This is a genomic window from Actinomadura monticuli (assembly GCF_041463655.1).
Taxonomy (GTDB): Bacteria; Actinomycetota; Actinomycetes; order Streptosporangiales; family Streptosporangiaceae; genus Spirillospora; species Spirillospora monticuli.
In genome coordinates, this window is the sequence record NZ_JAXCEI010000011.1 from 58359 (window position 1) to 84242 (window position 25884).

At 74.8% G+C, this 25884-nt stretch carries 25 protein-coding genes and 1 riboswitch; of the genes, 16 read left to right on the forward strand and 9 right to left on the reverse strand.

Annotated elements, in window-relative coordinates:
- The first annotated feature begins 335 nt into the window (after positions 1-335).
- The 8 genes from SM611_RS24340 to thiI all read left to right on the forward strand — a co-directional run bounded on the left by SM611_RS24340 (position 336) and on the right by thiI (position 7710).
- Positions 336-1070, forward strand: coding sequence for a lysophospholipid acyltransferase family protein (locus SM611_RS24340; RefSeq protein ID WP_371952414.1), 735 nt, complete (start codon positions 336-338; stop codon positions 1068-1070).
- A gap of 10 nt (positions 1071-1080) precedes the next feature.
- A complete protein-coding gene (gene macS, locus SM611_RS24345; protein ID WP_371952222.1) occupies positions 1081-2232 on the forward strand; it encodes a MacS family sensor histidine kinase in 1152 nt (383 codons plus the stop codon).
- A gap of 17 nt (positions 2233-2249) precedes the next feature.
- On the forward strand, positions 2250-2888 hold the full coding sequence (locus SM611_RS24350; protein ID WP_371952415.1) for a response regulator: 639 nt from the start codon (positions 2250-2252) through the stop codon (positions 2886-2888).
- A gap of 68 nt (positions 2889-2956) precedes the next feature.
- Positions 2957-3937, forward strand: a complete 981-nt coding sequence (locus SM611_RS24355) for a TIGR04222 domain-containing membrane protein (RefSeq protein ID WP_371952223.1) — start codon at positions 2957-2959, stop codon at positions 3935-3937.
- Positions 3924-4751 carry an MbnB/TglH/ChrH family RiPP precursor modification enzyme gene (locus tag SM611_RS24360; protein WP_371952224.1) on the forward strand — a complete coding sequence of 276 codons (828 nt, stop codon included), beginning with the start codon at positions 3924-3926 and terminating at the stop codon, positions 4749-4751. Before SM611_RS24355 ends, SM611_RS24360 begins: the two co-directional genes overlap by 14 nt.
- A complete protein-coding gene (locus SM611_RS24365; RefSeq protein WP_371952225.1) occupies positions 4748-5200 on the forward strand; it encodes an SCO6045 C-terminal-like domain-containing protein in 453 nt (150 codons plus the stop codon). The genes SM611_RS24360 and SM611_RS24365 overlap by 4 nt, the downstream gene beginning before the upstream one ends.
- Before the next feature lie 147 nt (positions 5201-5347).
- Positions 5348-6373, forward strand: coding sequence for a 6-phosphofructokinase (locus tag SM611_RS24370; protein ID WP_371952226.1), 1026 nt, complete (start codon positions 5348-5350; stop codon positions 6371-6373).
- Between the two features lie 104 nt (positions 6374-6477).
- On the forward strand, positions 6478-7710 hold the full coding sequence (gene thiI / locus SM611_RS24375; RefSeq protein WP_371952227.1) for a tRNA uracil 4-sulfurtransferase ThiI: 1233 nt from the start codon (positions 6478-6480) through the stop codon (positions 7708-7710).
- On the opposite strand, the gene SM611_RS24380 is transcribed toward thiI, so the two are convergent.
- From SM611_RS24380 to aroF, 3 genes are all read right to left on the reverse strand, one after another.
- Positions 7711-8613, reverse strand: coding sequence for a DUF5954 family protein (locus tag SM611_RS24380; RefSeq protein WP_371952228.1), 903 nt, complete (start codon positions 8611-8613; stop codon positions 7711-7713).
- Between the two features lie 40 nt (positions 8614-8653).
- Positions 8654-9568, reverse strand: coding sequence for an EamA family transporter (locus SM611_RS24385; protein WP_371952229.1), 915 nt, complete (start codon positions 9566-9568; stop codon positions 8654-8656).
- 327 nt (positions 9569-9895) lie between these two features.
- Positions 9896-10945, reverse strand: coding sequence for a 3-deoxy-7-phosphoheptulonate synthase (aroF, locus tag SM611_RS24390; RefSeq protein WP_371952230.1), 1050 nt, complete (start codon positions 10943-10945; stop codon positions 9896-9898).
- A gap of 272 nt (positions 10946-11217) precedes the next feature.
- Between aroF and SM611_RS24395 the strand changes: the two genes are divergently transcribed.
- The 5 genes from SM611_RS24395 (at position 11218) to SM611_RS24415 (ending at position 16198) form a co-directional block, all read left to right on the forward strand.
- Complete coding sequence (locus tag SM611_RS24395) at positions 11218-11841, forward strand: sulfite oxidase-like oxidoreductase (protein WP_371952231.1); 624 nt, start codon at positions 11218-11220, stop codon at positions 11839-11841.
- Positions 11842-11940: 99 nt separating this feature from the next.
- Positions 11941-13272 carry a histidine kinase gene (locus SM611_RS24400; RefSeq protein ID WP_371952232.1) on the forward strand — a complete coding sequence of 444 codons (1332 nt, stop codon included), beginning with the start codon at positions 11941-11943 and terminating at the stop codon, positions 13270-13272.
- A gap of 76 nt (positions 13273-13348) precedes the next feature.
- Entirely contained in the window at positions 13349-14137 is a 789-nt protein-coding gene (locus SM611_RS24405) for a LytR/AlgR family response regulator transcription factor (RefSeq protein ID WP_371952233.1), read from the forward strand.
- Entirely contained in the window at positions 14127-14564 is a 438-nt protein-coding gene (locus SM611_RS24410; protein WP_371952234.1) for a DUF485 domain-containing protein, read from the forward strand. The genes SM611_RS24405 and SM611_RS24410 overlap by 11 nt, the downstream gene beginning before the upstream one ends.
- A complete protein-coding gene (locus SM611_RS24415) occupies positions 14561-16198 on the forward strand; it encodes a sodium:solute symporter family transporter (RefSeq protein ID WP_371952235.1) in 1638 nt (545 codons plus the stop codon). Before SM611_RS24410 ends, SM611_RS24415 begins: the two co-directional genes overlap by 4 nt.
- Before the next feature lie 758 nt (positions 16199-16956).
- Here SM611_RS24415 and SM611_RS24420 read toward each other — a convergent pair.
- The 6 genes from SM611_RS24420 to thiO form a co-directional block, all read right to left on the reverse strand.
- Entirely contained in the window at positions 16957-17799 is an 843-nt protein-coding gene (locus SM611_RS24420; protein WP_371952236.1) for a deoxyribonuclease IV, read from the reverse strand.
- Between the two features lie 20 nt (positions 17800-17819).
- The gene (gene pknB / locus SM611_RS24425; RefSeq protein WP_371952237.1) at positions 17820-19733 is read right to left on the reverse strand and encodes a Stk1 family PASTA domain-containing Ser/Thr kinase; all 1914 of its coding nucleotides are present in this window, start codon (positions 19731-19733) and stop codon (positions 17820-17822) included.
- Positions 19734-19769: 36 nt separating this feature from the next.
- Positions 19770-20732 carry a DMT family transporter gene (locus SM611_RS24430; protein WP_371952238.1) on the reverse strand — a complete coding sequence of 321 codons (963 nt, stop codon included), beginning with the start codon at positions 20730-20732 and terminating at the stop codon, positions 19770-19772.
- 147 nt (positions 20733-20879) lie between these two features.
- Positions 20880-21659 (reverse strand): thiazole synthase, encoded by a 780-nt coding sequence (locus SM611_RS24435; RefSeq protein WP_371952239.1) that lies wholly within the window; start codon positions 21657-21659, stop codon positions 20880-20882.
- Between the two features lie 104 nt (positions 21660-21763).
- On the reverse strand, positions 21764-21964 hold the full coding sequence (gene thiS / locus SM611_RS24440) for a sulfur carrier protein ThiS (RefSeq protein WP_371952240.1): 201 nt from the start codon (positions 21962-21964) through the stop codon (positions 21764-21766).
- Positions 21961-23082 carry a glycine oxidase ThiO gene (gene thiO, locus SM611_RS24445; RefSeq protein ID WP_371952241.1) on the reverse strand — a complete coding sequence of 374 codons (1122 nt, stop codon included), beginning with the start codon at positions 23080-23082 and terminating at the stop codon, positions 21961-21963. Before thiO ends, thiS begins: the two co-directional genes overlap by 4 nt.
- A riboswitch (TPP riboswitch) is annotated at positions 23072-23185 on the reverse strand. It overlaps the preceding gene by 11 nt.
- Before the next feature lie 94 nt (positions 23186-23279).
- Here thiO and SM611_RS24450 point away from each other — a divergent pair.
- The 3 genes from SM611_RS24450 (at position 23280) to thiE (ending at position 25823) form a co-directional block, all read left to right on the forward strand.
- Positions 23280-24494 (forward strand): NAD(P)/FAD-dependent oxidoreductase, encoded by a 1215-nt coding sequence (locus SM611_RS24450; RefSeq protein ID WP_371952242.1) that lies wholly within the window; start codon positions 23280-23282, stop codon positions 24492-24494.
- Between the two features lie 81 nt (positions 24495-24575).
- A complete protein-coding gene (locus tag SM611_RS24455) occupies positions 24576-24950 on the forward strand; it encodes an Rv2175c family DNA-binding protein (protein WP_371952243.1) in 375 nt (124 codons plus the stop codon).
- A 240-nt stretch (positions 24951-25190) separates the two neighbouring features.
- Entirely contained in the window at positions 25191-25823 is a 633-nt protein-coding gene (gene thiE / locus SM611_RS24460; protein ID WP_371952416.1) for a thiamine phosphate synthase, read from the forward strand.
- Positions 25824-25884 lie beyond the last annotated feature (61 nt).

Here is a 25884-nt window from a genome sequence, read left to right on the forward strand (position 1 = left end):
ACAGCACCGGCATGGCGGCCTCCGCTCCCCTGACGACAGTGCGGTGCCCGGTCGCGCCCGCGGCACGCGGCGGCGCTCCCGGACACCCCGAAACGTGTGTCCCACGGTATTCGCTGCGCCGCGCGGGACAAGCCCCCGGGCGCACCCGTTTGAGATTCACCGTTCAGAGCCTACGTTCAATCCCGCCCCGTCCGCCGCGCGGACCGGTCCCGCTGTGGGGTACCGACCGGTAGATAGGCGAGACGGCAAGTGGGAGGATGTTCCATCGTCCCCGCTCGGTCAGGGACCGGTCTGCCCGCCCCGGAGGGCGCCGGTCCGAGGAAGGTGCCCGCATGGTGTGGTTCTGGATCCTGCTCAGGATCGTCCTGTCGCCGATCCTGTACCTCGGATGGTGGCCGCGGAACTCGGGCATGCGGAACGTCCCCAAGCGGGGCCCGGCGCTGATGGTCAGCAACCACCTGTCGTTCGCCGACCACTTCTTCGGGCCGCTGCCGCTGATGCGCCCGATCTACTTCATCGGCAAGGGCGAGTACTTCACCGGCAGGGGGATCAAGGGGCTGATCAGCAAGGGCTTCTTCACCGGGGTCGGCGTCGTGCCGGTCGACCGGACCGGCGGGGACGCGGCCGAGGCGGCGCTCCAGACCGGCCTGCGGATCCTCGGCGAGGGCAAGCTCCTCGGCATCTACCCGGAGGGCACCCGGGCGCCCGACAACCGGCTGTACCGGGGCAAGACCGGCGTGGCGCGGCTGGCGCTGAAGTCCCGCGTCCCGGTCGTCCCGATGGCGATGATCAACACGTTCGAGCTGATGCCGCCCGGCCGGCCGCTGCCGCGGCTCGGCATCCGGCCCGGCGTCCGGTTCGGGGAGCCGATGGACTTCTCCCGCTACTACGGCCGCGAGGACGACCACGAGGTGCTCCGGGAGATCACCGACGAGATCATGGCGGCGATCCGGGCGCTGTCCGGGCAGGAGTACGTCGACCGGTACGCCGCCGAGGTCAAGGCCGAGATGGCCGGCCGGCCGGCGCGGTCCGCCGGGGAGGACGACGGCGGCCTGGGCGACCGCGGGTAGCGCGCCGCCCATGAGGGGACTGGAGGTCGCGCTGTGGCGGGCCGTGGCGGTCTACCGCGGCCTCGCCCTGCTGTACGCCGCGGTCGTGATCGCCATGAACTTCGACGGCTACGCGCATCCGGCCGCCGGCTGGGCCGTCCTCGCCGCCATGGCGGCCTGGACGGGCTACGCCGTGCACGCGTTCAGCGATCCGCGCCGCCGCGGGTGGCCGCTGCTGGCCGCCGACCTCGCCGTCGCCGCGGCCTCCGTCCTCGCGACGGCGTGGGTGGAGACGGCCGCGAACATCGCCGCCGGACGGCCCACGCTGCCGGTGTCGTGGGTGGCGGCGGCGGTGCTGTCGTGGGCGGTCGCGGGCGGCCGGCGGCTCGGCATCACCGCCGCGCTCGTGCTGGCCGCCGCGAACCTGCTGGTCCACGCCATCGCCGGGACGAGCGGCGGCATCGGCGGCACCGCGTTCAACGGCATCGTGCTGCTGTTCCTCGCCGGGCTCGTCGTCGGGCACGTCGTCCGGCTGGCGCGCGAGGCGGAGGCGCGGCTGGCGCGGGCCGTGGAGCTGGAGTCGGCCAACCGGGAGCGGGAGCGGCTGGCCCGCCGCATCCACGACTCGGTGCTGCAGGTCCTCGCCATGGTGCAGCGGCGCGGCGGCGAGCTCGGCGGCGAGGCGGCCGAGCTGGGCCGGCTGGCGGGCGAGCAGGAGGCCGCGCTGCGCGCCCTCATCGGCGGCGCCCCGGCGCCGCCGCGCGTCCCCGACGCCGACGCCGATCTGCGCCCGCTGCTGACCGCGCACGCGTCCACGTCCGTCACGGTCTCGACGCCGGCGACGGAGGTGCCGCTGCCCGCGCACGCCGCCCGCGAGGTCGCGGCGGCCGTGGCGGCGGCGCTGGACAACGTCCGGCGGCACTGCGGCGGCGGCGCCCGCGCCTGGGTCCTGCTGGAGGACGGCGAGGACGGGATCACCGTCAGCGTCCGCGACGACGGCCCCGGCATGCCCGCCGGCCGGCTGGACCGGGCGGCCGCGGCCGGGCGGCTCGGCGTCGCGCAGTCCATCCGGGGCCGCGTCGCCGACCTCGGCGGCGAGGTGGTGATCGTGTCGGCGGCGGGCGAGGGCACCGAGATCGAGATGACCGTGCCGCGCCGCCGCGCGCCGCGGCCTAGGGTGTGAGCGTGAGCCTGCGAGTCATGGTCGTGGACGACCACCCGATGTGGCGCGAGGCCGTCGCCCGCGACCTCGCCGAGGCCGGGCACGACGTGGTCGCGACCGCCGGGGAGGGCCGCGCCGCCGTCCGCATCGCCGCCGCCGCGCGCCCCCAGGTCGCGGTCGTCGACCTCCAGCTCCCCGACCTCAGCGGCGTCGAGGTGACCCGCCACCTGGCCGCCGCCGACCCGCCCGTCCGGGTGCTGGTGCTGTCGGCGAGCGGCGAGCAGCAGGACGTCCTGGAGGCGGTCAAGGCGGGCGCCACCGGGTACCTGCTGAAGTCCGCCGCCCGCGAGGAGTTCCTGGACGCCGTCCGCCGGACCGGCGAGGGCGACGCCGTCTTCACCCCCGGCCTGGCCGGGCTCGTCCTCGGCGAGTACCGCCGCCTCGCCGCCGCCCCCGCCCGCGGGGACGACGACGCGCCCCGCCTCACCGACCGCGAGACCGAGGTGCTGCGCCTCGTCGCGAAGGGCCTGACCTACAAGCAGATCGCGCAGCGGCTGGTGCTGTCCCACCGCACGGTGCAGAACCACGTGCAGAACACCCTCGGCAAGCTCCAGCTCCACAACCGCGTCGAACTCGTCCGCTACGCCATCGAGAAGGGCCTCGACCAGGAGGACTAGGGCCGGATGAACCACGGGCGCGGCGCCCGCGTCTGAGCTCGTGAACGTGCGGCAGGACGGGAGCGCGCATGGTTGACGAGATCTGGGGGCCCGCGCTGGGGTTCCTCGCGGCCCACCTTCTGGCCGGGGCCCTGCTGCTGGTGGGCCTGCGCCGCGTGCGGGCGCGGCTGGTGCGCGGCAACCCGCCGTCGCGGGACCCGCACCCCTACGAGGTCGCCTACCTGCACGGCGGCGGGCGGCACGCGATCGCGGCCTCGATGACGGCGCTGCGGCTCGACGGCGCGGTCGACGCCCGCGCCGACGGGCGGCTGGTGGCGACCGGGCCGTCCGGCGCGGGCCCGCGCGCGGCCGGGACGCCCCTGGACGCGGCGGTCTTCGGCGCGATCGCGGGCGGCCGGGCCGGGACGCTCGCCGAGCTGACCGCGGAGCCGGGCGTCCGGGCCGCGCTCGATCAGCTGCGCGACGGGCTGGCCGCGCAGGGCCTCGTGATCCCGCCGGGCGGGCGGCTCCGGCTGCGGATCCTCCAGGGCGTCGCCTTCGGGTGGGTCGCGATCGGCTTCCTGGCCTTCGTCGTGAGCAGGGTCTTCGACGGGTTCCCGGCCCTGTTCGTCCCGGTCGCCGGCCTGTTCTGCCTGGGGATCGGCGCGCTGGCGCTCGGTTCGGACGGCGAGCGGACGAAGGAGGGGGAGCGGGCGGTCGAGCAGATGAAGGAGCGCAGCCCCCATCTCGATCCCGGGAACGCCTCCTCGTACGCGGATCTCCCCGCGCCCGCGGTCCTGATGGGCGTCGCGCTGTTCGGGACGGCGGCGCTGATGACGTTCGACCCGATGTTCGCCCAGACCATCGGTCTCGGCCGCTACCTGGAGCTGACCGGCGTCGCGGCGACCTCGGGCGGTCACTCGGGGTCGTCGTGCTCGTCCACCGCCTCGGTGTGCTCGGCGTCCTCCTGCGGTGGCGGCGGCTCGTGCGGCGGCGGCGGGGGCGGCTGCGGTGGCGGCGGCTGCGGGAGCGGCTGCGGCGGAGGGGGAGGCTGCGGTGGCGGGGCCTGACGTCCCGGAGCTGGGCGTCGGGATCGGATGGCGGCCGGAGATCGCGGGCTTCGTCGGCGCGCTGCCGGGGCTGCGCTTCACCGAGGTGATCGCCGAGTCGGTGCATCCGGAGCATCCCGCGCCGGAGCTGGCGGAGCTGCGCGGCCGGGGCGCGGCGGTCGTCCCGCACGGGGTGAAGCTGTCGCTCGGCGGCGCCGAGCCCGTCGCCGCCGAGCGGGTCGCGCACCTGGCCGCCTGCGCCGAGGCCCTGGGCGCGCCGCTGGTGAGCGAGCACGTCGCGTTCGTCCGGGCGGGCGGGATCGAGGCGGGGCACCTGCTGCCGGTGCCCCGCACCCGGGCCGCGCTGGACGCGCTCACCGCCAACATCCGCCGCACCCGGGCCGAGCTGCCCGTCCCGCTCGCGGTCGAGCCCATCGCGACCCTCTTCGACTGGCCGGACGCCGAGTACGGCGAGGCCGACTTCCTCACCGAGCTGCTCGACCGCACCGGCGCCCTCCTCCTGCTGGACGTCGCCAACGTGTACGCCAACGCCCGCAACCGCGGCGAGGACCCCCTCGGCCTCCTCGACCGGCTGCCGCTCGACCGCGTCGCCTACTGCCACGTCGCGGGCGGGACCGAGCAGGGCGGCCGGTACCACGACACCCACGCCGCCGCCGTCCCTCCCGAGGTCCTGGACCTGGTCGCCGAGCTGTGCGCGCGGCGGCGCCCGCCCGGGCTGCTGCTGGAGCGCGACGGCCGCTATCCGCCGGCCGGCGAGCTGCGGGCCGAGCTGGACGCCGTCGCCGCCGCCTCGGGCCACCCGGTGATCACATGAGCGGCCCCTTCGACCCCGGTCTGGCGGCGGCGCAGGAGGCGCTCGTCCTCGCCATGACGTCCGGCGGGCCGCTCCCGGACGGCTTCGACGCCGCCGCGGTCGGGGCCGCCGCGCGGGGCATCCTCCTCAAGCGGGCCGGGGAGGCCGCCCGCGCCTGGCCCGCGCTCGCCGCGTCCTACGGGCCGGCGTGGCGGGAGGCGTTCACCGGCTGGGCCGCCGCCCGGCCGACCCGCGGCTCATTCCGGGACGGGTGGGACTTCGCGCGCGCCCACCGCGGCGATCTCGGCGCGGGCGCGGCGCGGGAACTGGCGCTCGCCGAGGTGCGGTGGTCGTATGACGGCGAGGCCCCGCCGCGTCCGCGCGCCCTCGCCGTGCGGCGGACGCCCGGGGGAGTGGCGGTGCTGGTTCGCGGGTACGTCCGGGTCTTCGGACGGGCCGCGAATCGCTGACCGCGCGTTGCGCGAACCGATGTGCCACCGCACCCGCCAGCGGCTATGGTCTAGACCAATGGCGGCGGACCGGGACATCCGGCCGCGCGGACCTGGCCAGAGCATGTGAACCGAGGGAGGAGCCCGGTGGCGGGAGAAGGAGACGGCATGCGCGTCGGAGTGCTGACCGGTGGCGGGGACTGCCCCGGACTGAACGCGGTGATCCGCGCGGTCGTCCGCAAGGGCGTGCAGGTCTTCGGCTATGAGTTCGTGGGCTTCCGGGCCGGCTGGCGCGGGCCCCTCGAAGGCGACACCGTGGCCCTCGACGTGCAGGCCGTGCGCGGCATCCTGCCGCGCGGCGGCACGATCCTCGGGTCGTCGCGGACGAACCCGGTCAAGGTCGAGGGCGGCGTCGAGCGGATCAAGGACAACCTCGCCGGCCTCGGCGTGGACGCGCTGATCGCCATCGGCGGCGAGGACACCCTCGGCGTCGCGCGCGAGCTGTACGACAACGGCGTCAACGTCGTCGGCGTCCCGAAGACGATCGACAACGACCTGAACGCGACCGACTACACGTTCGGGTTCGACACCGCCGTGAACATCGGCATGGAGGCCGTCGACCGGCTGCACACCACCGCCGAGAGCCACCACCGGGCGCTGATCTGCGAGGTCATGGGCCGGCACGCGGGCTGGATCGCGCTGCACGTCGGCATGGCCGCGGGCGCCAACGTCATCCTCATCCCCGAGCGGCCCTTCGACATCGAGAAGGTCTGCCAGTACGTGGAGAGCCGCTTCAAGACCCGGTACGCGCCGATCATCGTCGTGTCCGAGGGCGCCCACCCCGTCGACGGGCAGATGCGGTTGCAGACCGGCGAGCGGGACTCGTTCGGGCACGTCCGGCTCGGCGGCATCGGCCAGGCCCTCGCCGACGAGATCGAGAAGCGCACCGGCAAGGAGGCCCGCGCCACCGTGCTCGGGCACATCCAGCGCGGCGGCACCCCCACCGCGTTCGACCGCGTCCTCGCCACCCGCTTCGGCCTCCAGGCGATCGACGCGGTCAAGGACGGCGACTTCGGCAAGATGGTCGCGCTCCACGGCACCGACATCGTCCGCGTCGGCCTGGACGAGGCGACCAAGGAGCTGAAGACCGTCCCGCTGGAGCGCTACTCCGAGGCCGAGGTCTTCTTCGGCTGACCGGCTCCTCCCGGCGGGAACAGCCGTACCGGGTCGCGGTGTTGGGCTCTCTGGGCCACACTGGAGTCGCACCCCTCGACCTGTTCCCGCCAGGAGGATCACGCATGACCACGCTCGACACCGCGCCGGCGGACGTCCGGGAGCAGCCGCCGGTCGACGGCGAGCCGTGCGTGCTGCTCAAACTGGGCGAGGTCGTCCTCAAGGGCAAGAACCGCGAGCAGTTCGAACGCCGGCTGGCCGACAACGTCCGGCTGGCCGTCCGCCCCATCGCCCGCGTCGACGTCGTGCGCCGCCACGGCGTGTTCATCGTCCGCAAGCACGACGCCGACCTCGCCACCATGGAGCGGGTCGCGCAGCGGATCACCGACGTCATGGGCATCGTGTGGGCGCACCGCGCCTGGCTGGTCGGCAAGGACCTCGCCAGCGTCGAGCGCGCCGCCCTGGAGCTCATGGACGGCCGCACCGGCACGTTCGCCGTCCGGTCCCGGCGCCGCGACAAGCGGTTCCCGATGACGTCCACCGAGCTCGACCGGCACATCGGCGGGCTCGTCGCCGAGCGCTACGGGCAGCCCGTCAAGCTCAAGGACCCCGCGCACACCCTGTCGATCGAGGTCGACCGGGACGAGGTGTTCGTCTACTCCGGCGGCCTGCCCGGCCAGGGCGGCCTGCCCGTCGGGATGAGCGGCCGCGCCCTCGTCCTCATGTCCGGCGGCATCGACTCGCCCGTCGCCGCGTACCGGATGATGCGCCGCGGCCTGCGCGTCGACTACCTGCACTTCTCCGGGATGCCGTTCACCGGCCCCGAGTCGATCTACAAGGCGTACGCGCTGGTCCGCGAGCTGGACAAGTTCCAGGGCGGGTCCCGGCTGTTCGTCGTGCCGTTCGGCAAGGCGCAGCAGCAGATCAAGTCGTCCGGCGCCGAGCGGCTCGCGGTGATCGCGCAGCGCCGCCTCATGCTGCGCACCGGCGAGATCCTCGCCCGCCGGCTGCGCGGCGGCGCGCTGATCACCGGCGACGCGCTCGGCCAGGTGTCCAGCCAGACGCTCACCAACATCACCGCGCTGGACGACGCCGTGGAGCTGCCGATCCTGCGGCCCCTCGTCGGCATGGACAAGGTCGAGATCATGGACCAGGCGCGCCGCATCCGGACGCTGTCGATCTCCGAGCTGCCCGACGAGGACTGCTGCAGCATGCTCGCGCCCCGCCGCGCCGAGACCAAGGCCAAGATCGACGACCTGCACCGGATCGAGAAGCGCCTCGACGCCGGCGAGCTCGCCGAGCAGCTCGCCGCCTCCGTCCAGGAGCACCGCCCCGCCTACGGCGACCCGGCCTCCTGATCAGCGCGCGTCGAAGTCGGTCGGGCGCGGCGGCTCGGGGCCGTCGGGGCCCATCAGGGTGATGCGCTCGATCCGGACGATGCGGAACCGGCGCCCGGCGACCGCGATCCCGTTGCGGCGGGTCTCGTCCTCCATGAGCTCCGCCGCCTCGGCGAACCGGGCGATGTCGGCCTCGCCCGGGCTCTCCACCGCCGGCACCACGTGCCGGAAGTAGGTGATCAGCGCGTCGCGGGCCTGCTGCGGGGCCTCGTGCAGCCGGCCGACCGGCCGCCAGCGCCGCTCGCTGCGCTCGGCCACCGTGAACGCGGGCGCCAGCGCGACCGGGGTGAGGAACGCGCCGGTCGGCTCGTTGCCCGCCGCCGCAGCCGCGTCCAGCACCTGGCACAGCAGCTCGGCGGTCGCGAAGTCCGACGCCGGGCCGTCCTCCGGCAGCAGCTCGAAGGGCCGGGCGGGCGCGGCGCCGCGGCCCGCGGGCAGCGGGTCGAGGTCCGTCGGCCGGGGCGGCTCGGGGCCGTCCGGGCCGGTCCGCACGAGCTGCTCGATCCGCGCGATCCGGAACCGCCGCCCGGCCGCGGCCACCTCGTCCACCGGTCCGCGCCGCAGCGTGCGCGCCGCCGCGAGCAGCTCGCGCTCCGGCGCGCCGCCGGCGAGCGCCGCCAGGTCCTCCAGCCGTCCGCCGAGCAGCTCGCGCGCGCCCTGCGGCAGCGGGTCGCACGGGCACACGACCTGCCAGCCGCCCGGGACGCGCTCGGCGGCCGTGAACAGCGTGCCCACGGCCACGAGCTCCGGGTAGGCGGTGAGGGCGCGGCACGCGTCCGCGAGCATCACCGCGGCGACCGGGTCGACGCCGTCCAGATCCTCCGGGAACAGCCGCCCCCCGGCGTCACCATCGCCCGTAGTCATGCCGGACATCATCCTCGCCGAGCCCGCTCCGGCCAATGGTTCAGACCAATTTGTTACCGCCGCGTTCCCGCCGGGCCGGCGCGATCGCCGCGACCAGGCTCGCCGCCAGCAGCGCGAGGCCGCCGAGGGCGAGCCCGCCCAGCCGCTCGCCCAGCAGGACCGTGCCGAGCGCCGCGGCGACCGCCGGCTCCGCCAGCGTCAGCGTCGTCGCGGTCGCGGCCGGGGTGGTGCGCAGGCCCCGCGCGAACAGCAGGTAGCCGCCGCCCGTGGTGACCACGCCGAGGTAGCAGGCGATCAGCGCGCCGGACCCGGTGAGCAGCCACGACGAGCCGGTGGACAGGACCGGGAGCAGCGGGACGGCCGCCGCGCCGAACAGCGCGCCGGCGACGGCCCGGTCCTCCTCGCCCCGGGTGATGAGGACGGACGCCACCGTCGCGTACACCGCGTACGACAGCCCGGACAGCAGCGCCAGCGCGATGCCGGCCGGCTCGACGCCCGCGTCCCGGCCGCCCCCGACGAGCAGCGCGCAGCCCGCGACGGCCCCGGCGGTCGCCGCCACCCAGCGGCCGGTCGGGCGCGACCGCCCGGCGAGCAGGCCGATCACGCCGGCGAACGCGGGCGCGCTGCCGATCGTGACGACCGTGCCGGCCGCCACGCCGGTGCGGCCGGCGGCGACGAAGAACGCCGTCTGGTACACGGTGACCGCGACCGCGCCGAGGCCGATCAGCGGGAGGTTGCGGCGGTCGCCGAGCAGCCGGCGCAGCCCGGCGCCGCGGCGCGTGCAGGCCGCGACCGCGAGCAGCACCAGGCCGCCGACGACGATGCGGATCGCGGCGACCGAGAGCGCGGACGCGCCGCCGGCGAAGGTGCGGACCGTCCCGGTCGTCCCCCACAGGGAGGCCGCCAGCAGGACGTCGGCGCCGCCGCCGAACCGAATGAACGTGTTGCGTGACACGGGAGAAGCTCCTGGGCTCGAATCGGGAGAGAACATCCGGATCCGGGGCGCAGGAGGACGCGGCCGGGCGCGTTCGCGCCGGGCCGCGTCACCGTTCGCCGCAGGTGCGGTCGCCGCGCCCCGTCAGGAGCGCGGCGGTCCGCAATCAGAAACCCAGTAAGCCACGAAAGGGACGATACCGGGGCGTCATCGTGGGGGACGACCTGAGCGTTGCGATCGAGTGCGAAGCCAGGTTCGAGCGAAGCGAGAACCTGATCGCGCAGCGAGCCGCAAGGCGAGCCGAAGCGATGCAGCGATCGCCGCTTCGCCCGTGGAAGGGAGGGCGCTCTAGCGCCCGACCGCCGAGGGCGAAGCAATCGACGCCGTGAGGGTGCGGCCGACGACGGGGGGCAGGTCGCGGACGAGCTTGGCCAGTTCGCGCAGGTCGCCGTCCACCAGGGCCTGGGGGCCGTCGCAGAGGGCGGTCTCCGGGTGCGGGTGCACGTCGATGATCACGCCGTCGGCGCCGACCGCGACCGCGGCGCGGGTCAGCGGCAGGACGAGGTCGCGGCTGCCGCCCGAGTGCGACGGGTCCACGATGACCGGCAGGTGGGAGAGGCGCTGCGCCACCGGGACCGCGGAGATGTCGAGGGTGTTGCGGGTCGCCTTCTCGAACGTGCGGATGCCCCGCTCGCACAGCACGATGTCGAGGTTGCCGCGCTGCGCGACGTACTCGGCGGCCATCAGCCACTCCTCGATCGTGCCGTTCATGCCGCGCTTCAGCATGACCGGCTTGCCGGACTCGCCGGCGGCCTGCAGGAGGGCGAAGTTCTGCGCGTTGCGGGTGCCGATCTGCAGCATGTCCGCGTACGAGGCGACGAGGTCGACGTCGGCGGCGTCCACCACCTCCGTCACGATCGGCATGCCCGTCTCCTCCCGCACGTCCGCGAGGATGCGCAGGCCGGCCTCGCCGAGGCCCTGGAACGCGTACGGCGACGTGCGCGGCTTGAACGCGCCGCCGCGCAGCAGCGCCGCGCCCGCCGCCTGCGCCATCTGCGCCGCGCCGAGCGTCTGCTCGGGGGTCTCCACCGCGCACGGGCCGGCGATCAGCGTCATGGTGCCGGGGCCGATCGGCACGCCGCCGACCCGGACGACCGAGCGCTCGGCGTGGTTCTCCCGGCTCACCAGCTTGTAGGGCGCCGAGATGCGGATCACGTCGGTGACGCCGCGCATCCCGCGCAGGTTCAGCGAGCCGAACTGCTGGACGTCGCCGACGAGCCCGACGATGGTCCGTTCCACGCCGCGGCTGACGAATGCGTCACCCCCCGCCGTCTCGACCAGTGAGACGACGGCCTTGATATCCGCTTCGTTGGCCTCCGGGGCCATGACGACGACCATGCGTGTGCTGCCTCTCCTGTTTCACCCGGGAACCCCGGTGGGCCCCGGGGCCAACCCCGGAAACGACGAAAGCCCCGGGCCGCAGTGGCCCGGGGCTTCTCGTTCCGTGGTCTGTCAGCGCAGCGTCTGGCAGACCAGCCGCCCGGGCTGGCCGTACCAAAAGAAATAGACGACGTTGCGCACGGGCCCAAGCGTAGCCGATGTCCGGGACCCGGTTCTGCACCGCCCCCGAATATGGCTCAGCTCACGCCGGATGGCAGGATGGCCGCGTCATGACCCACCCCGAGCCTTCGCTGCCGCAGCCGCGGGACCTGCCTCCGGGCCAGTACGTCCCCCGGGGCTGGCCCGTCCTCCACTACGGCCCCGTGCCGAAGTTCCGTCCCGAGTCGTGGGACTTCCGGGTCTTCGGCGCCACCGAGTCGGGCGGGCAGCACCGCTGGACCTGGGACGAGTTCGACGCGCTCCCGAAGGCCGGGTCGGTCTCCGACTTCCACTGCGTCACCAAGTTCACGATCCCCGGCAACGCGTGGAAGGGCGTCCCCGGCACGGCGATCGTGGAGCTGGCGCCGCCCGCGCCGGACGTCACGCACGTGATGGTCTGGGCCGAGTACGGCTACAGCGCCAACATCAGGATGACCGACTTCCTCGCCGACGGGACGGTGTTCGCCACCCACCACGACGGCGAGCGGCTGACCGCCGACCACGGCTTCCCCCTCCGCATCGTCGTCCCGCACCTGTACGCGTGGAAGAGCGTGAAATGGGTCCGCGGCGTCGAGTACCTGGTGCAGGACCGGCGCGGCTTCTGGGAGGAGCGCGGCTACCACAACGTCGCCGACCCGTGGCGGGAGCAGCGCTACTCCTACCAGGAGGACGACGGCGAGTCGCCGCCCCTGTGACGGCCGTGCGGCGCCGGTGACCGGACGGACCATCCGAGGCCGCCCGTAAATGGGCAACGACCGGACCGCCGGGGACGCCGGATGTTACCGTAAGTCGCCATGATCCTACCGTCCGTCGCCGATGTCGCGGCGCACGCCACCGTCGCCGGCGCCTCCTCCGGGGGCTGGACGCTGCGCCGGTGGCTGCGCCTGCGGCGGCGCGCGCCCGCCGACCCGGCCGAGCAGGCGGCGTTCGCGGCCCTGCACCAGATCGCACGCGCGGCGCCGCCGCTGCGCGCCGGGCTCACCGCCGACACGGCGCGCAAGGCGGCGCGCTGGCTGCGGCCGCTGCTCGGCGCCGAGGCGGTCGCGCTGGTCGCGGTGCGGCCCCCGGCCGTCCAGGGCGATCCGGACGGCGCGGACGGCGCGGACGGCGGCGACCGGGCCCCGGCCGCGCCGCGCCTGCTGGCCTGGGACGGCGCGTGCGGCGGCGCGCACGCGGCGGAGGCCGTCCAGCACGCGCTGCCCGTGCTCGCGTCCGGACGTCCCCGCGTCGGCGCCCCCGAGCCGGTCGGCTGCGCCGACCCGGGCTGCCCCGTCCGGGCGGCCCTGACCGCGCCGCTCACCGTCGGGGGACGGGTGGAGGGGACGCTCACCGCCTACTGGCGGACCGCGTCGGCGGCGCGGGTCCGCGCGGTCGGCGAGGCCGCCCGGCTCGCCGCCGGCCAGCTGGAGCTCGCCGAGCTGGACATGGCCCGCATCCGGCTCGGCGAGGCCGAGACGCGGGCGCTGCGCGCCCAGATTTCCCCGCACTTCGTCTACAACTCGCTCACCACGATCGCCTCGTTCGTCCGCACCGACCCCGACCGGGCCCGCGCCCTGCTGCTCGACTTCGCCGACTTCGCCCGCTACTCCTTCCGCAACCCCCGCGACTTCACCACCCTCGCCGACGAGCTGCGCTCCATCGACCGGTACCTGCTGCTGGAACGGGCCAGATTCGGCGAGCGGCTGCGGTGCGACGTCGAGGTCGCGCCGGAGGTGCTGCCCGTCGCCGTTCCGTTCCTGGCCCTGCAGCCGCTCGTGGAGAACGCCGTCCGGCACGGCATGGCGGGGGGCCGCGGGCCGTTCCACATCACGATCGCGGCCCGCGACTCGGGCGCCGAGGCCGCGATCAGCGTCGAGGACGACGGCGTCGGCATGGACCCCGAGCGGCTCCAGGAGATCCTGTCCGCCCCGCTCGGCGGGCCCGGCCCGGCCGGCTGGGGCGGCGTGGCGGCCCGGGGCCGGCGGGACGGGCGCGCCGACCCCGGCATCGGCCTCGCGAACGTCGACGAGCGCATGCGCCGCGTCTACGGCGACGAGTACGGGATCACCGTCGAGACAGCGCTCGGCGCCGGGACCAAGGTGAGGTTGCGCGTTCCGAAGTACCGTCCGGGGGTTTTTCCGGAGTGAGTCCCCGCCCCGCGACACCGAACTCACTTCTTGGAATCGATTGCGAACGGACGGTAATCGCGGCAAAGTCGCCCTCATGCTTCACGTCCTCGCCGTCGACGATGAACGGCCCGCCCTGGAGGAGCTGTCCTATCTCCTCCGCCAGGATCCGCGGATCGGGCAGGTCACCGGCGCGGGCGACGCCTCGTCGGCGCTCCGCGACCTGAGCCGCAGGCTCGTGGAGGGCGAGCGCCTCGACGCCGTGTTCCTGGACATCCGGATGCCGGGGCTCGACGGGCTCGACTTCACCCGGCTCCTCACCGGGTTCACCGCGCCCCCGCACGTCGTGTTCGTGACCGCGCACGACGACTGCGCCGTCACCGCCTACGAGCTCGGCGCGCTCGACTACCTGCTGAAGCCCGTCCGGCCGGAGCGGCTGGCCGAGTCGGTCCGCCGGGTCGCCGAGGCCGTGCACCGGACGGGCCCGCCCGCCGCCGATCGGCCCGACCCCGACGACGAGCTGATCCCCGTCGAGCTCGGCGGGCGGACCAGGCTCGTCTCCCGCCGGACGGTGACGCACGTGGAGGCGCAGGGCGACTACGTCCGGCTGCACACCGCCGACGGCGGGTACCTGGTGCGGATGCCGCTGTCGGCGCTGACCAAGCGGTGGGAGGCCGCGGGGTTCATCCGGATCCACCGCAGCACCCTGGTCGCGTGCGCGCACATCACCGAGGTGCGGTTCGACGGCGGCCGCGCCGCCGTCCGGATCGGCGACGAGCTGCTGCAGGTCAGCCGCCGGCACACCCGCGAGGTGCGGGACCGGCTCGTCCGCAAGTTCCACCAGCCGGACGCGGACGAGGCGCGGGAGACCCGCGATGGACGGTGAACGGCGGGTGGCGGTGTCCGCCGGGGCGTGTGCCCGCGTGTGCGCGCCGGGGGAGAGCGCCGCGCCGGGGGAGAGCGCCCCGCCGTCCGGCGACGCGTCCGACCCGCCGGACGCCGACCCCGTCCATACCGGGCCGCCCTCGTCCGCCGCGTACGAGGCCGGCGTGCCGGCCTCGGGGCCCGCCGAGGCGCGCGCCCTGGTCCGCGCCCAGTTGCGGGCCGCCCTCGGCACCGGCGCGATCGTCCTGGCCGTCCTGGCGGGCCTGCCGCTGCTGGCGCTCGTCCCGGCGGTCGCGCACGCGCGCGTGCACGGCGTGCCGCTGCTCTGGGCCGTGCTGGCGTTCGGGGTCCAGCCGGTCTGGGTCGCGATCGCGTTCCGCCAGCTCAGACGGGCCGAGCGGGCCGAACGGGCGATGGGCCGCCGGTGAGCCGGCCCGCCCGCACCACGTCCGACCTGCTGGTCGCCTCGCGCGGCGTCACCCCCTGGTGGAACGCGTCCGCGATCAGCGGCGAGTACATCTCCGCCGCCACCTTCGTCGGCGGCGCCGGGCTCGTGCTCGCCTACGGCGCCGACACGCTGTGGCTCCCCGTCGCCGCGACCGCCGGATACGTCCTGCTGCTGGCGTTCGTGACCGCGCCGCTGCGCCGCTCCGGCGCCTACACGATCTCCGACTTCGCCGAGTGGCGGCTCGGCTCCCGCGGCGTCCGCCGCGTCGTCACCGCCTGCGTCTGCTTCGTCGGCTGGTTCTACCTGCTGCCCCAGTTCCAGGGCGCGGGCGCGGCGCTGCGCGCGCTGACCGGCGCCCCCGCCTGGACGGGCTGGGCCGTCGTGGTCGCCGTCACCCTCTCGCTCGTGCTGTCCGGGGGCATGCGCAGCATCACCGCCGTCCAGGCCGTCCAGTTCTGGGTGAAACTGGTCGCCGTCGCGGTGCCCGCCGTCGCGCTGCTCGGCATGTGGCACATGGCCAGGGGGCCCGGCCCGCTGGGCGACGGCGTCCCCCGGTTCGAGGACACCACGCGCGTCCACGTCCGGGCCGACGTCACCGTCACCGTCTCCGCGCCCGTCACCGTCACCGCGCGAGGACGCGTGGACGGCGTCCCCCGCCACGGCGAGGCGGTACTGCTCCGCGAGGGCCGGCACGCCGTCGGCCGCGACACCGTCGTGGTCTTCCCCGGCGGCGCGCGGGTGCCGCACGCCGAGGGACTCCCCGTCCAGGACGGCGCGACGTGGGCGACGCCGCTCGGCCGCGGCGAGGAGCACGGGCTCTACCGCACCTACTCGGCGATGCTGGGCGTCCTGCTGGGCACGATGGGGTTACCCCACATCCTCATGCGCTTCTACACCAACACGTCCGGCGTCGCCGCGCGCCGCACGGCCGCGCTCGTGCCCGTCCTCCTTGCCCTGTTCTATGTGTTCCCCATCCTCTACGGGACCCTGGGGCGCGCCTACGCCCCCGACCTCCTCGTGACCGGCGACACCGACGCCGCCGTCCTGCTGCTCCCGCGGCGGTCGATCGGCGGGCCGCCCGGCACGCTGCTCACCGCGTTCGCCGCCGCCGCCGCCTTCGCCGCCTTCATCTGCACGTCCTGCGGCCTCGCCGTGGCCATCGGCGGGACGATCTCGCAGTGCCTCCGCCGCGGCGGCGCGGCCGCGTTCCGGGCCGGCGTCGTGATCGCGCTCGCCGCGCCGCTCGCGCTCCTGCCCGCCCTCGGCCCGCGGGGCGCGGCCGGCCTCGTCACCACGGCCCTCGGCGTGTCCGCCTGCTCGCTGTGCCCGCTGCTCGTCCTCGGCATCTGGTGGCGGGGCCTCACCCCCGCCGGCGCCGCCGCCGGCCTCCTCCTCGGCGGCGGCCTCGCCGTCTCCGCCGGCGTCACCGGCCTCTTCCACCGCGCCCCGCCGGGCTGGCCGGACGCCGTCCTCACCCAGCCCGCCCTCCTCATCGCACCGGCCGCGTTCGCCGCCATGATCGCCGTTTCCGCGCTGACCCGCCGCCGCGTCCCCCGCCACACCGACCGAGCGCTGCGACGCCTGCACCTCCCCGAGGACGCACCCGCCCGCTGAACGCCCGTGATTCATCTACGAACGGCACCCGTCCCGCGTGGACCGTTCCCGCGCGACCGCTCGTCCCGCCGCACCGACCGCTCGTCGCATGACTACGCTACGCACATCTCCGGCTACGTACCGCTTAACGAAGACCGCGTTTTCCTGGTGCCGCCCGCCCGCACCGCGCGTCTAGTGTTCTCAGTGGCACCACAAGCCACACCGCCACCCGGAGGCGCGGGCGGCCGGCACCCCGGCCGCGAGACCTCCCACAACAGCAAATCCCGGAGATCCGGCACAGCCGGATCGGAGTCGCCGGATCCCGTACCGGGGGGGTGGGATCCGGTGGCCTGTGGCTCGGGCGTCGTTGAACAGTCGGGGGGTTGTTCAGCGGCGCCCGAGTCGTTTTCATTTGTTCTTCCTTGGCGGTCGGGCCCTGGGGGCCCTCCCTTCGGCGGAAGAACGTGCGATCGCTGCGTCGCTCCGGCTCGCCTTGCGGCTCGCTGCGCGATCAGGTTTCTCGCAGGCTCGAACCTGCCTTCGGACGCAATCGCGACGGTCGGGGTCGTTGCGGGCTGGGCCGCCGGTCGGCGTCGTTGCACCAGCCGGTTGCGGTCGCTGCGGAATCGTTGCGTCTGTGCGGGCGTCTGCCGGTGGTCGGTGGCGCGTCTCGGGCGCGGCAAGTCCGGCCGTCGCGTGGCCAGGGGCCGGCGGGCATCGTCGCTTAGTGGCCGCGGTATGGCGGCGTGGGGTGCTCAGGGCGGGCCGACCGGTGGGGATCAGGTGTCGCGTAGGCGTTTCAGGGTTCTTATGTCGTTCGCGTGGGGTTCGGGGGCTCGGCCCGGGGTTTCTATGAGGAAGGGGATGCCCCTGGCGGCCGGGTGGGTGAAGAGGTCGGCGAAGGGCTGCTCGCCGATCCGGCCGGCGCCGATGTTCTCGTGGCGGTCCCGGCCGGAGGCGCAGGGGTCCTTGGAGTCGTTGGCGTGGATCAGTTTGAGGCGGCCCTCGCCGACCGTGGCCACCAGGGCGTCGAGGGTCTGCTTGGCGCCGCCGGGGGCCGCCAGGTCGTGGCCCGCGGCGAAGGCGTGGCAGGTGTCGAAGCAGACGCCCAGCTTCGGGTGGTGCTCCAGCTTCTCGAGGAACGGGCCCAGGTCCTGGACCGTGGCGCAGAGCATGTTGTTCTGGCCGGCCATGGGCTCCAGGAGGAGGTCCGGGCCGTCGTCCGGGATCTCCTCCAGGAGCGGCAGGACGTGCTCGTGGACCTGCGCCATCGCCTCGTCGTAGGTCTGGCTCACGGACGAGCCCGTGTGGACGACGACGCCCCGGGCGCCGATGGCGAGGCCGCGGGTCAGGGAGTGGCGGACCGTCGCGATCGACTTGGCCAGGGTCTCCGGGGTGGGGGAGCCGAAGTTGACCAGGTACGGGGCGTGCACGTAGACGGGGAGGCCGTGCTCGCGGAGCTTCGCGTCCTCGGCGGGCCTGCCCTCGGGGAGGGCCCAGCCGCGCGGGTTCGCGACGAACACCTGGATCGCCTCGGCGCCGATCTGGGCGGCGTACTTCAGTCCGCCGGTGGCCAGGCCGCCGGCCACGGGGACATGCGCCCCTACGGGGTTGTTCGTCATGGCGCGTTCAGCCTAGCCGCTCACGGGCCCCGGACGATCGTGACCGTGGAGCCACGCGGGGCCTCGCCGCTGGACGGGGACTGGAAGCGGACGCGGTCGCCGCCGAAGCCCGTCACGTTGACCTTGAAACCCGACTCCTTCAGCGCCTTCCTCGCCTCGCCGACGGTGCGGTTGGTCATGTCGGGCACCGGGATGCGCTCGTCGCCGCCGTCGTCGCAGCCGAACTGGAACGGGCCCGCGTCGACGATGCAGTCGCGCTTGTTGACCACGAGGGTGACCTCGTCGCCTCGGGACACCCCGGTGCCCTCGGACGGGGTCTGGCTGATCACGGTGTTCGGCTCCTTGCCGGCCACCTGCTTCTTCTGAACGTTGACGTTCAGGCCCATGGAGCGCAGCTGGTTGGCGGCGGCGTCGCCGTTCTGGCCGACGAGGTCCGGCATGGACATGCCGCTGGAGACGACGACGGCGACGGGGTCGTCCGGGGACTGCTTCTCGCCGGGCTCCGGGTCGGTGCCGATGACCCTGTCCTTGGCCACGGTCTGGGAGGGGCTCGTGCTCGTCCGGCCGACGGTGAAGCCCTTGTCCTCCAGCGTCTTCCTGGCGTCGGCGAGGCTCTTGCCCTCGACGTCCGGGACCTCGCGGGGCGTGATGCCCCTGGACGGTGTGAGCGTGACGGTCTGCCCCTTCGCGACGCGGGCGCCGGCGGGCGGGTCGGACTTGGCGACGCCGCCCTTGTGGACGCGGTCGTCGTAGACCGCCTTGGCGGTCCGCACCTCCAGGCCGCCGGACTCCAACTGGTCGCGGGCGTCGGCGACCTTCATCCCGATGATCGACGACGGGACGTGCTCGTACTGGCCCGACGTCTGGTACCAGACGGCCCAGCCGAGGATGAGCGCGGCGATCGCGCCGATGGCGACCAGGACGTAGCGGCCGGTCAGCGCGCCGATGGCGCGGTCGGTCCGCGTCGGGGGGACGTACTCGGCCGGCATCGTGCGCGGGTCGAGGACGGCGGTGTGCCCCTGGGCGGGCGGGTGCGGCAGGCCGGTGCCGCCGCGCGACGACTCCTCGAGGCGCCGGTCGAAGTCGCGGGGCAGGCCGCCGAACACCTCGGAGACCTCGGCGTGGAACTGGTTCGCGTCCTGCGGACGGCGGGACGGGTCGTGGCTCGTCGCGTCGGTGACCAGGTCGTCCACCCGCCGGGGGATGCCGGGCACGACGCTGGACGGCGGCGGGACCGTCTCGTTCACGTGCTTGTACGCGACGGCGAGCGGCGTGTCGCCCTGGTGGGGGAGATGCCCGGTGAGCAGCTCGAACAGCATGATCCCGGCGGCGTAGACGTCCGAGCGGACGTCGGCGTTGCCGGACAGCACCTGCTCGGGCGCGAGGTAGCCGACCGTGCCGATGATCATGCCGGTCTTGGTCATCTTGCTCGCCGTCTCGGCGCGGGCGAGCCCGAAGTCGGCGACCTTGACCTGGCCGTCCTCGGTGATGAGGACGTTCTCGGGCTTGACGTCGCGGTGCACGAGGCCGGCGCGGTGGGCGGCGCCGAGCGCGGCCAGCACCGGCTGCATGGTCTCCAGCGCGGCGCGCGGCCCGAACCGGCCGATCGAGGTGAGCGCGTCGCGGAGCGTGCGGCCCGCGACGTACTCCATGACGAGGAAGACGTGCTCGCCGTCGGTGCGCTGGTCATAGACCGCGACGACGTTCGGGTGCGACAGCGCCGCCGCGGCCTTGGCCTCGCCGATGAAGCGGGCGACGAAGTCCTCGTCGGAGGCCAGCCCGGCGTGCATCACCTTGATCGCGACGATGCGGTCGAGGCGGAGGTCCCGCGCGACGTAGACCGTGGACATGCCGCCGCGGGCCACGCGGGACTCAATGCGGTAGCGCCCGTCGAGCACCTTCCCGACGAGTGGATCTGCGACCGTCGTGTCCATCGGTGCGAGTTTACGGGCGAATCGATGCGGATCTCATCAGTCGCGAGTATGAGCATCGATGAGTCCCGGGGCCGATTCGTCCGGGACGCCCGGTTCCGGAGTGGCGGGCGGGACGCCGCGGCCCCTGCTCCGGGACACGGCCACGCCCGCCAGGCAGAGCAGGCCGCCGCCGAGCGTGATCAGGCCGGGGACCTCGCCGAGGAACAGCCACGACATGCCCACGACCAGGGCGGGCACGGCGTAGGTGGTGGCGCCCATCTTCCCGGCGGTCGTGCGGGCCAGCGCGTACCCCCAGGTCGTGAACGCGATCGCGGTCGGGAAGACGCCCAGGTAGACCATGTTGAGGGTGGCGCTCGCCGGGGCGTCGGCGGCCTGCGAGACCAGCTGGCCGGAGAACGGCAGGCAGGCGAGCGCGCCGACCGCGCACGCGAACGTGGTGAACTGCAGCGCCGAGGCGTGCCGCAGCGCGGGCTTCTGGCTCACCACGCCCGCCGCGTAGGTGACGGCGGCGACCAGGCAGAGCAGCACCCCGCCGACGGACGCGCGGCCCTCGCCCGACATCGACAGCCCGACGACGGCGGCGCCCGCGAACGACACGGCCATGCCGACCACCAGCCGGGACGAGACGCCCTCCTTCAGCAGCCAGCCGCCGAGGAGCGCGATCAGGATCGGCCCGATGTTGACGACGAGGGCGGCGGTGCCCGCGTCCACGAGCTGCTCGCCCCAGTTGAGGGCGACCATGTAGGCGCCGAACCACAGCACGCCGGCGGCGGCGATGCCGGGCCAGGCGGCCCTGGGCGGCAGGCCCTCGCGCCGGACGAGCCAGAGCACGCCGAGCACGACCGTCCCGGACAGGAGCCGGCCGAGGGCGAGGGCGCCGGGCCCGTACTCGGCGCCGGCGCTGCGAATCGAGACGAAGGCGGACGCCCACAGCACCACCGTGACGGTGGCGGCGGCGACCGCGCGCTTGTCGGCGCGACCCGGGTTCTCCTGCTGCATGTCACGCACCTTAGGTATGGGTCGTTTCGATGAACACCGAAGGAACGTGCCGGGTCCCGGCGTGTGCCCGAGGTGAACCGGACCCAGTGTGGTGACCGCCTGATTTCAGGTCCAGCGAATATTCCTACAGGGAACTCTTTAGAGGGCCTACGAGGTGGCGAGGCCCTCGAAGGGCGAGGACGCCTGCGCGTAGCGGCGCTTCGGGATGCGCCCGGCGAGCCGGGCGAGCCGGCCGGCCTCCACCGCGTGCCGCATCGCCGCGGCCATCCGCTCCGGGTGCCGCGCGCGGGTCACGGCGGTCGCGAGCAGCACGGCGTCGCACCCGAGCTCCATGGCGAGCGCGGCGTCGGACGCGGTGCCCAGCCCCGCGTCCAGGATCACCGGGACGTTCGCCCGCTCGACGATCAGCTCGATGTTGTGCGGGTTGCGGATGCCGAGACCCGACCCGATGGGCGAGCCGAGCGGCATCACCGCGGCGCAGCCGATCTGCTCCAGGCGGTGCGCCAGCACCGGGTCGTCGCTGGTGTACGGCAGGACGGTGAACCCGTCGTCGACGAGCTGCTCGGCGGCCTCGACCAGTTCGATCGGGTCGGGCAGCAGCGTGTGCTCGTCCGCGATCACCTCCAGCTTGACCCAGCTCGTGCCGAGCGCCTCGCGGGCGAGCTTGGCGGTGAGCACGGCCTCCCCGGCGGTGAAGCAGCCCGCCGTGTTCGGCAGCACCCGGATGCCGCACTCCGCGAGGACGTCGAGCACCGAGCCGCGCGCGGACGGGTCCACCCGCCGCATCGCGACCGTGGTCAGCTCCGTCCCGGACGCGGTCAGCGCCTCCCGCAGCACGTGCATGCTGGGCGCGCCGCCCGTCCCCATGATCAGCCGCGAGCCCAGTTCCTCCCCGGCGATGACCAGCGTGTCGGTGTCCACCCTCATCCTCCCTGTACGCGTCCCCTGTGGGGGGACGACCTCCCGCGCCCCCGGGTCCGGGGCGGGCCGCCGCGTCCGCTCGGCTGCGCTGCGCTCCGTTCGATGCGCGGTCACCCCCCTTGCACGGCGGTCAGCACTTCGAGCCGGTCGCCGTCCCGCAGCGTCGTCGTCTCCCAGGCGGAGCGGCGGACGACCTCGCCGTTCAGCGCGGCCGCCACGCCCGTCCGCGCGGTGGTGACGGACGCGACGGCCTCGGCCAGTCCCGCGCCGTCGGGCAGCTCGCGCGGCTCGCCGTTGACGTGCACCCTCATGCCGGCACCTCGAATCGGGCCGGGGCGAATGGCCCGGCGACCTCGGGGACGGGGCCGTCCAGCAGCATGGCGGCCAGGATGTCGGCGCTCACCGGGGTGAGCAGGACCCCGTTGCGGAAGTGGCCCGTACCGGCGAACAGGCCGGGCAGGCCGGTGGGGCCCATGACCGGCGCGTTGTCCGGCGATCCGGGCCGCAGCCCGGCGGTGACCTCGGCGAACTCCAGCTCGGTGATGCCGGGCAGCAGCTCGCGGGCGTCCCGCAGCAGCTCCCACAGCCCGCCGGCGGTGACCCGCGTGTCGAAGCCCAGCTCCTCCTGGGTGGCGCCGAGGACGATCTCGCCGTCCGCGCGCGGCACCAGGTAGACCGACGAGCCCCGCACCAGGCCGCGGGTGGTGCGCCGCAGGAACGGGACGCGGGTGCGGAGCCGGATCACCTGGCCCTTCACCGGCCGGACGGGGGGAACGATCCCGGGCGGCAGCCCGTCGAGGTCGCCCGACCACGGCCCGGCCGCCAGCAGCACCCGGTCGGCGCGGAGCACCGTGCCGTCGTCCAGCCCGACTCCGGCCGCCGCGCCGCCCTCGACGACGATCCGCGCGGCCTTCCGGCGGACCAGCCGGACGCCGAGCCGCGCCGCCGCCGCCAGCAGCGCCGCGGTGAGCCGGCGCGGGTCGATGGAGCCGTCCTCGGGGGCGAGCAGGCCGCCGCGCACGCCGGGCGCGAGCATCGGCTCCGCGCGCCGGCACTCCCGGCCGGTCAGCGCCTCCGCGGGGATGCCCAGGCTCTCCTGGAAGCGGCGCAGGTCGTCGAGGTACCGGAGGTCGTCGGAGTCGAAGGCGACCTGGAGCAGCCCGTCGGTGCGGTAGCCGGTCTCCAGGCCGGTCAGCTCCTCCAGTTCGGCGACGAACGCGCCGTACCGGTCGCGGGACGCGAGGCCGAGCCGCAGCAGCGGCTCCTCGCCGTAGGTCAACTCGCTGACCGGGGTGAGCATGCCCGCCGCCACCGCCGAGGCGCCGCTCGCGGGGGACGGGTCGACCAGGGTGACGGCCGCGCCGCCCGCGGCGGCGCGCCAGGCGGTGCCGAGGCCGATCACCCCCGCGCCCACGATCACGATCTCCATGCGCGCTCCCTTCGCCGGCATGATCCGGATCAGGTCTGGCGGTCGGCGGCCCGTTCCAGCCGCCCTCTCAGCCCGGTCGCACCGGACTCCCGCGCTCTGTGTCGTTTTATCCGCTTCCCACCTTACGACCTCGGTAAAGCGCGCCAGCTCCTGGACAGGTGTCCACGCGAAAATCGCGGCACATTAGGCTGCCCTTCATGGAGAGGGTCATCGTCGTGGGTGGCGGGCTGGCCGGCGTGCGCGCCGCGGAAGCCCTGCGGAACAAGGGGTACGAGGGCGCGCTGACGCTCGTCTCGGCGGAGCGGCACCGGCCCTACGACCGGCCGCCGCTGTCGAAGGCCGTCCTCGCGGGCGAGTCCGACGACACGACCGTCGACGCCGACTGGGACGCGCTGCGCTGCGAGCTGCTGCTCGGCGAGCGCGCGACCGCGCTGCGGCCGGACGAGCCCGGACGCGGCGGGGAGCTGGCGACCACGGCGGGCGACCTGCCGTTCGACGGGCTGGTCATCGCGACCGGCGCCACCCCGGTCACGCTGCCGGGGCAGGGCCGCCAGCACGTCCTGCGGACCATCGACGACGCCCGCGACCTGCGCTCCCGGCTGACCGCGGGCGCCCGGATCGTGATCGTCGGGGCGGGCTGGATCGGCGCCGAGGTCGCGACCACCGCCGCGAAGAAGGGCTGCCGCGTCACCGTCGTGGAGGCCGCCGACGCCCCGGTCGCCAACGCGATCGGGCCCGAGGTGGGCGCGCTGACCGCCCCCTGGTACGCGGAGGCGGGCGTGGAGCTGCGCACCGGCGTGAAGGTCGCCGCCGTCGAGGCGGGCGGCCTCGTGCTCGCCGGCGGCGGGCGGATCGAGGCCGACGAGGTCGTGACCGGCGTCGGCGTCCGCCCGGTCGTGTCGTGGCTGGACGGCTCGGGCCTGCTGGTCGAGCGCGGCGTCGTCACCGACGGCTCGTTCCGCGTCTACCAGGGCGCGGAGGAGCCCGGCTCCCTCCGCCCCGACATCGTGGCGGTCGGCGACGTCGCCGCCTGGTGGTCGTCGCGGTACGGGCGGCGGCTCCTCGTCGAGCACTGGGACACGGCCCTCAACGCCCCCGAGACCGCCGCCGCGGCCCTCCTCGGCCAGGACGCCGGATACGACACCGCCCCCTACTTCTGGTCCGAACAGTTCGGGCGCATGGTGCAGTACGCGGGCAACCACGCCGCGTCCGAGCGGCTCGTCCTGCGCGGCGACCCGTCCGGGCCGAAGTGGGCGGCGGTGTGGCTGACCGGCGACCGCCTCGACGCGATCCTCACCGTCGACCGGCCCCGTGACCTGGTGCAGGCGAGGCGGGTGATCGCCGCCGGGACGCCGGTGGACCCGGTGGCGATCGCCGACCCGGACGTCCCCGTCCGGCAGGCCGTTCGCTGACGGCGATCGCCGCGGGAGGACAACGGCTGTCCAGCGGGTTTGAGGCTTCCGAAGGCGTGGTAGCAAGGGGGCGTGACGCAGATGCACGCAACCGTTGACAGCGCACTCGACCCCCGGACCGACGCCCTCGCCGGCGAATGGCTCACCCTCCGCGAGACCGCCGAACGGCTCGGGATCAAGCCCAACCGGATCAAGCAGCTCATCCACGAGCACCGGATCCTCGCGGTCCGCCGGGGCGGCGAGCCGATGGTCCCGGCGGCCTTCATCAAGGACGGCCAGGTCATCAAGGGGCTGCCCGGCACGCTCACCCTCCTGTCGGACGCCGGGTTCGACGACGTGGAGACGATCCGCTGGCTGTTCACCGCCGACGACACGCTGCCGGGGACGCCGGTGGAGGCGCTCACCGAGAACAGGGGGACCGAGGTCCGCCGCCGGGCCCAGGCACTGGCCTTCTAGGGGGCCAGGGCACTCCAGGGCGTCCCGCGCCGCCCGGACGCCCCCGCCCTCCCGGCGGTCCCGGCCACCGGGTATCAACGGAGGGCAACGCTCGTGACACGATCGCGGGGTCACGCGCGGCGGCGGTTCGCCGCCCGCGCGGCCCCGCGATCACCTGTGAAAGGACGATGACCGGCAGTGTCCAGGCATCTCCCCTCCGTCCCCTCCGAACTCTCCGAACCCTCCGAACGCGCCGTCGCGCTGCGCGCCCGGCTCAGCCGGGCCCGCCTCTACCTCTGCACCGACGCGCGGGAGGGCCGGGGAGACCTGCCCGGCTTCCTCGACGCCGTCCTCGCGGGCGGGGTCGACATCGTCCAGCTCCGCCAGAAGGGCCTGGAGGCCCGGGAGGAGATGGCGTACCTGGAGATCTTCCGGGCGGCCTGCGACCGGCACGGCGCGCTGCTGGCGGTCAACGACCGGGCCGACGTGGCGCACGCCGTCGGCGCGGACGTGCTGCACCTGGGCCAGGACGACCTGCCGGTGCCCGCCGCCCGAGAGATCGTCGGCGGCGACATGCTGATCGGCCGGTCCACGCACTCCGGCGAGCAGGCGTCGGCGGCGGCCGTCGAGCCCGGCGTCGACTACTTCTGCGCGGGCCCCGTGTGGCCGACGCCGACCAAGCCCGGCCGTCCCGCGCGCGGCCCGAAGCTGCTGGAGTACGCGGCGTCGCTGCGGGCGGCGCGGCCCTGGTTCGGGATCGGCGGCATCGACCTCGGGAACCTCGGCGAGGTGCTGGCGGCGGGCGCGACCCGCGTCGTCGTGGTGCGCGCCATCACCGAGGCGGACGACCCCGGCGCGGCGGCGGCGGAGTTCGCGCGCCGGCTGGCGGCCTGACCTTGTCGTGGTTTGACGTAGATCATGGTGCGGGCGGTGGGAACGATCACCCACAATGGGG

Coding starts and splice junctions, on each gene's coding strand:
- SM611_RS24455 (WP_371952243.1), top strand. CDS start 24,576: ATGCACGCAACCGTTGACAGCGCACTCGACCCCCGGACCGACGCCCTC.
- thiS (WP_371952240.1), bottom strand. CDS start 21,964: ATGAGGGTGCACGTCAACGGCGAGCCGCGCGAGCTGCCCGACGGCGCG.
- thiO (WP_371952241.1), bottom strand. CDS start 23,082: ATGGAGATCGTGATCGTGGGCGCGGGGGTGATCGGCCTCGGCACCGCC.
- SM611_RS24370 (WP_371952226.1), top strand. CDS start 5,348: ATGCGCGTCGGAGTGCTGACCGGTGGCGGGGACTGCCCCGGACTGAAC.
- macS (WP_371952222.1), top strand. CDS start 1,081: ATGAGGGGACTGGAGGTCGCGCTGTGGCGGGCCGTGGCGGTCTACCGC.
- SM611_RS24350 (WP_371952415.1), top strand. CDS start 2,250: ATGGTCGTGGACGACCACCCGATGTGGCGCGAGGCCGTCGCCCGCGAC.
- SM611_RS24430 (WP_371952238.1), bottom strand. CDS start 20,732: ATGCAGCAGGAGAACCCGGGTCGCGCCGACAAGCGCGCGGTCGCCGCC.
- SM611_RS24355 (WP_371952223.1), top strand. CDS start 2,957: ATGGTTGACGAGATCTGGGGGCCCGCGCTGGGGTTCCTCGCGGCCCAC.
- pknB (WP_371952237.1), bottom strand. CDS start 19,733: ATGGACACGACGGTCGCAGATCCACTCGTCGGGAAGGTGCTCGACGGG.
- SM611_RS24395 (WP_371952231.1), top strand. CDS start 11,218: ATGACCCACCCCGAGCCTTCGCTGCCGCAGCCGCGGGACCTGCCTCCG.
- SM611_RS24420 (WP_371952236.1), bottom strand. CDS start 17,799: ATGACGAACAACCCCGTAGGGGCGCATGTCCCCGTGGCCGGCGGCCTG.
- thiI (WP_371952227.1), top strand. CDS start 6,478: ATGACCACGCTCGACACCGCGCCGGCGGACGTCCGGGAGCAGCCGCCG.
- SM611_RS24380 (WP_371952228.1), bottom strand. CDS start 8,613: ATGACTACGGGCGATGGTGACGCCGGGGGGCGGCTGTTCCCGGAGGAT.
- SM611_RS24365 (WP_371952225.1), top strand. CDS start 4,748: ATGAGCGGCCCCTTCGACCCCGGTCTGGCGGCGGCGCAGGAGGCGCTC.
- SM611_RS24405 (WP_371952233.1), top strand. CDS start 13,349: ATGCTTCACGTCCTCGCCGTCGACGATGAACGGCCCGCCCTGGAGGAG.
- aroF (WP_371952230.1), bottom strand. CDS start 10,945: ATGGTCGTCGTCATGGCCCCGGAGGCCAACGAAGCGGATATCAAGGCC.
- SM611_RS24400 (WP_371952232.1), top strand. CDS start 11,941: ATGATCCTACCGTCCGTCGCCGATGTCGCGGCGCACGCCACCGTCGCC.
- SM611_RS24450 (WP_371952242.1), top strand. CDS start 23,280: ATGGAGAGGGTCATCGTCGTGGGTGGCGGGCTGGCCGGCGTGCGCGCC.
- SM611_RS24410 (WP_371952234.1), top strand. CDS start 14,127: ATGGACGGTGAACGGCGGGTGGCGGTGTCCGCCGGGGCGTGTGCCCGC.
- SM611_RS24435 (WP_371952239.1), bottom strand. CDS start 21,659: ATGAGGGTGGACACCGACACGCTGGTCATCGCCGGGGAGGAACTGGGC.